The sequence below is a fragment of the Streptomyces alkaliphilus genome (assembly GCF_014141535.1).
In the GTDB taxonomy this organism is placed as follows: domain Bacteria; phylum Actinomycetota; class Actinomycetes; order Streptomycetales; family Streptomycetaceae; genus Streptomyces; species Streptomyces alkaliphilus.
The window spans coordinates 1-4,436 of sequence record NZ_VKHT01000402.1 but is presented as its reverse complement, the minus strand read 5'-3'; the positions used below and the strand labels follow the sequence as shown (position 1 = coordinate 4,436).

Genomic DNA, 4,436 nt, shown 5'->3' with positions numbered 1-4,436 from the left:
TCCCCGCCCGGTCGCCGGGTCACTCCCCTCCCCGGAGAACACCGACCCGCCCTGCGCGTGAGTGGTTCGTCCGGCCGGGGATGGACCACAGCGCGGTCCTGCCGGGGACGGTGACCGCTCCCGCCGGTCGCCTCGCCCCGCGACCGGCGGGGCGAGGCGCCCCCACCGCCGGGCCTCCGGGTCCCTCCGACGGCCCGCGTGCGGTGGCGGTCCGCACGGGACGGGGCCAAGGTCGGCGAGGGACCTTTCCCGAGAACGGAGCGATTCCGTGCAGCACACCGCGCAGATCTCCCCGCGGGTCATGGAGTCGATCTCGACTCCCGAGCGGATCGAGACGCACCCGGGCACCCTGGAGTTCCCGCTGGGCGTGCCCACCGATGAGACCGCCGACCGCCTCTACGACCACCTGGACGGGTTGCACGCCGTGCGTGCCTTCCTCGACGCGTACTCCGGGGTCAACCTGTGGGCGGCGCGCAGGGGATTCCTCGACGCGGGGATCGAGGACCACGACGTCCCGATCTTCTCGGAGTTCATGGACGCCGGTACGGTGCTGCTGACCGGGAACGCGGACCCCGTCTATTTCGTGACGTTCCTCGATCTGACGGAGGGACCGGTGGTGGTGGAGATGCCGCCCCTCACCCTCGGCTTCGTCAATGACCTGTGGTTCCGCTGGGTCGCGGACCCCGGCATGCCCGGACCCGGTCGGGGGACCGGCGGCGCCTACCTCTTCGTACCGCCCGATTACAACGGCCCCCTCCCCGAGGGGGGTTCTTCACCCACCGGGTCCGCACCACGCGGCTCATCCTGGGCGGGCGGGCGTTCCTGGAGGGTGATGACCCCGGGCCGGTGGTCCAGCGGGTCAGGGAGAGACTGCGCATCCACCGCTACGTGCCGGGGCTGTACGGCACCGGCGTCGCGGAGATCGTCACCGGGGGCACGGCCCCGCCGCTGCCGTGGACCGCGGAGACCTGGACGGCCGCGCTCCGACGGGCCGACCCGCCCCGCTTCGTCGAGGGCACCGGCCTTCCCCTGAACACGGTCCCACCCGCGGACGCGACCTACTTCGACTTCGCGAACGAGCTGGTGCAGGACCAGTCACCCGAGGCGCTCGATCCCGAGATCACGGGCCCTCTGGCGGCGATCGGGATCGTCAGGGGAGAGCCCTTCGAGCCGGACGCGCGGATGCGGAGGATCCTCACCGAGGCGGCGGCGGTCGGGAACGCCACGGCCCGCACCCTGGCCTGCCGGCCGCGCCCGTCCGAGGACGCCCACTTCTACGGCCCGTCCTCCCGGTGGGTCAACGGCCTGCTCGCGTCCGGCCACGACTTCATGACCCCGCCCGCGGACGTCACCGACAGCGGGGTCGAGACCCATCCGAGCACCGGCGCCCGGAAGCTGAACCTGCGGTCCTGGTGGTACCTGGCGGTGGGCATCAGCCCGCCGTTCGCCACCCGGCTGACCGATGTCGGCTCGCAGTACCTGTTCTCCTTCGCGGACCGGGAGGGCCGGGCCCTGGACGGCGGCAAGCACTACCGTCTGGTGCTCCCACCGGACATCCCCGCCGCCCGGTTCTGGTCGTGCACCGTCTACGACAACCAGACACGTTCGATGATCGAGACCCCGCAGCGGTTCCCACGGGCGGGCAGCCAGACCCACCCGAGTCCGGCGGCGACCGCCGACGCGGACGGCATGACCACGGTGCGCTTCGGGCCCGACCGGCCCGACGGCGTTCCGGAGGGCAACTGGATCCAAACCCTGCCGGGCAGGGGATGGTTCGTGGTTCTGCGGCTCTACAGCCCCCTGCTGCCGTTCTTCGACAGGACCTGGCGCCCGGGCGGGATCGAGGCGTTGGACCGACCGTGCGCGGCGGCCCGGGCGCGTGTACGAGCCCGGCACGGGTCGGCGGTTCACACCACCGAGCCGGTGCGGGGCAGGGCACGCCCGACGGTCGGCGTGAGGGACGACCGGAACGCGGTTCCCGGCGAACGACCCCCTGAGGAGGACACCCACCGTGCCCGACGTGAGTGACGCGCCCAGCCCGGGCGTCTCGGACGAGACCCTGGAGTCCATCGGTATCCCGGACCGGCTGGAGACGGTCTTCGGACCGATGGAGTTCTTCGACGGCCTGCCCCTGCCCGACACGGTCACCCGCGGCTATGACGCCCTGGACCTGTTGCGCGGGATCGACACCTTCCTCGACTGCCAGCCCGGCGCCACCCTGTTGGCGATGCGGCGCGGACTGCTGAGCCTCGGCATCGACTACCGCACGATCGGCTACACGGCGCCGCGGTGTACCTCGGCACCGAGGCTGCTGACGGGAAACACGGAAACGACCCACGGAATGACCTTCATGGCGCTCGACCGGGACGGCCCGATCGTGATCGAGGTGCCGGAGGGCTCGCTGAGCGTCGTCAACGACATGTGGCAGCGCTACGTCGCCGACATGGGGATCGCCGGGCCCGACGAGGGCAAGGGAGGCAAATACCTCTTCCTGCCCCCGGACCACGACGGAGAGGTTCCGGACGGCTACTTCGTCTCACGGGCCTCGACCTTCTCCTGCTACCGCTCACCCTCCCCGAGAACATCCCGGCGAGGAACTTCTGGGCCATCGACGTCTACGACACCCAGACCCGGTCGCTGCTGCGCACCGAGGACCCCTACCCCGGCGTGAACAGCCTCTCGGGGGCCGTGCGGGCCGAGGGCAACGGGGACACGGTCATCCGGTTCGGCCCGACCCCACCGCGGGGCAGGGAGGCGAACTGGGTCCGGACGGTCCCCGGCAAGGGGTGGTTCACCATCCTGCGGCTCTACGGTCCGCTCGAAAGCTGGTTCGACCAAAGCCGGCGGCCGGGCGAGATCGAACCGGCGTGAGGTAGACGGTCGTGGGCGAGGCCATCGGACAGATCCTGTCGTACGGCGTCGGTGTGGCGCTGAGCCCGTTCCCGATCATCGGGGTGGTGCTGATGATCGGGACACCCCGGGCACGCTCCAACGGGCCGGCGCTGCTCCCGGGGTGGGTCCTGGGCCCGGCCCTCGTCGGCACGATCGTGCTGCTGGTCTCCGGTGGCGCGGGTCCGGGCGAGCAGGGGGAGCCGGCCGGCTGGGTCAGCGCACTGGACCCGGTGCTCGGCGCGCTGCTGCTGTGGGTGGCGGTGAAGCACTGGCGCGAGCGGCCGCGCGGCGACGAGGAGCCGGCGCTGCCCAAATGGATGCACGCGGTCGACTCCTTCACCCCCGTCAGGGCGGGGGTCCTCGGGATCGTGTTGTCCGCACTCAACCCGAAGAACCTGCTGCTCGTGATCGCCGCCGCGGCAACGATCGCGCGGACGGACGCGTCCGCCGGTGGGCAGGCCGTGGCGCTCGCGGTCTTCGTCGTGATCGGGGCACTGGGGACCGGCACACCGGTCGTGCTCCACTTCGCCCTCGAGGAGCGCTCGCGGCACATCCTCGACGGTCTCAAGCTCTGGATGGAGAGGCACAACTCGGCGATCGTGAGCGTGATCTGTCTGCTCCTCGCCGCGAAGCTGGTCGGTGGCGCCATCAGCGATCTCTCCTCCTGCGGGCGCGCGTGTTCCGGTTGTCCCCCTCGGTGCGGGGTCACCGCCGGCGGTGGCCGGCACGGGACGCACTGGCCGGGATGACCGTGTGGGCGGTCCTGGTGCCCGAGGCGCTCGCCTACGCGACGATCGCCGGCGTCTCGCCCGTCGTCGGTCTCTACGCCGCGCCGGCGGCGCTGATCCTCTACGTCGCCTTCGGCGGTGAGGGACGTGCTGCGCACCGCCGGGGCCGAGGAGGAGTTGCGGCGGGTGTATCCCACCGTGCGGGCGGCGGTCGACGCGGCGGAGACCGGCGGGTGACCCATTCCCGTGTTTTTCGCGGCCCGGGATGGGGAGCCGGCCTCCGGCCCCGGTATGACCGTTCCCCCTGCCGACGCACGACCCGCGGACCGTGTCATCGGACCCGTGGGATCCCGTGGGGAGGGCACCGGCCTTCCCGCCGCAGCCACTGCGGTCTTCCCTGTGCCGACGACACCACCCACGGGCGCGGTGCCCCCTCGGGGGGACTCCCGGACGACGAGACGGCGGAAAACGGCGCCCACACCGGGCTCGGGCCGGGAAGCGATGGCACCGAGCAATCGTAGGGCTGTCGGCCGACCCGGGCGAGGCCGGCGTCAATCGTGGTGAGCGGCGGGTGAGAGGCCATGATCGTGGTGTCCCGGTTGTCCCAGCCCATGATCGAGACCTGCCCGGGGAGGTTCACACCCTTTCGTGCGGGGCGTCGGTGGCACCCGGGGGATCCGGTCGTTGCCTCGGTATCGGCTCGACACGCCTCAACGGGCTGCCGCAGCAACCGACGCAGCGGTTGCCGGGCCCCCTGACCGCCTTCGACTCACCTTCGACGGGCCGCCTCTCCGCCGCCCGTCCCCACCCCCAACC

The 4,436-nt window shown here is 72.0% G+C and carries 5 protein-coding genes and 1 pseudogene; all 6 read left to right on the top strand.

Annotated elements, in window-relative coordinates; translation table 11 throughout:
• Positions 1-268 precede the first annotated feature (268 nt).
• Positions 269-1,033 (top strand): DUF1254 domain-containing protein, encoded by a 765-nt coding sequence (locus FNQ90_RS27400; RefSeq protein ID WP_323379949.1) that lies wholly within the window; start codon positions 269-271, stop codon positions 1,031-1,033.
• A gap of 149 nt (positions 1,034-1,182) precedes the next feature.
• The gene (locus tag FNQ90_RS27395; protein WP_323379950.1) at positions 1,183-2,028 is read left to right on the top strand and encodes a DUF1214 domain-containing protein; all 846 of its coding nucleotides are present in this window, start codon (positions 1,183-1,185) and stop codon (positions 2,026-2,028) included.
• Positions 2,012-2,671: a DUF1254 domain-containing protein gene (locus FNQ90_RS28460; protein ID WP_323379948.1), complete on the top strand. Its 660-nt coding sequence runs from the start codon at positions 2,012-2,014 to the stop codon at positions 2,669-2,671. The genes FNQ90_RS27395 and FNQ90_RS28460 overlap by 17 nt, the downstream gene beginning before the upstream one ends.
• The gene (locus FNQ90_RS27385) at positions 2,557-2,871 is read left to right on the top strand and encodes a DUF1214 domain-containing protein (protein ID WP_228471141.1); all 315 of its coding nucleotides are present in this window, start codon (positions 2,557-2,559) and stop codon (positions 2,869-2,871) included. The genes FNQ90_RS28460 and FNQ90_RS27385 overlap by 115 nt, the downstream gene beginning before the upstream one ends.
• Positions 2,872-2,882: 11 nt before the next feature.
• The gene (locus FNQ90_RS13815) at positions 2,883-3,641 is read left to right on the top strand and encodes a GAP family protein (protein WP_182606657.1); all 759 of its coding nucleotides are present in this window, start codon (positions 2,883-2,885) and stop codon (positions 3,639-3,641) included.
• Positions 3,638-3,700, top strand: a pseudogene (locus FNQ90_RS28675) (hypothetical protein); the annotation flags it as partial. The gene FNQ90_RS13815 and the pseudogene FNQ90_RS28675, both read left to right, overlap by 4 nt.
• Positions 3,701-4,436: the final 736 nt, after the last annotated feature.

Bases quoted from the DNA above. Each gene is read 5' to 3' on its own strand.
- FNQ90_RS27395 (WP_323379950.1), top strand. From the start codon at position 1,183: ATGCGGAGGATCCTCACCGAGGCGGCGGCGGTCGGGAACGCCACGGCC.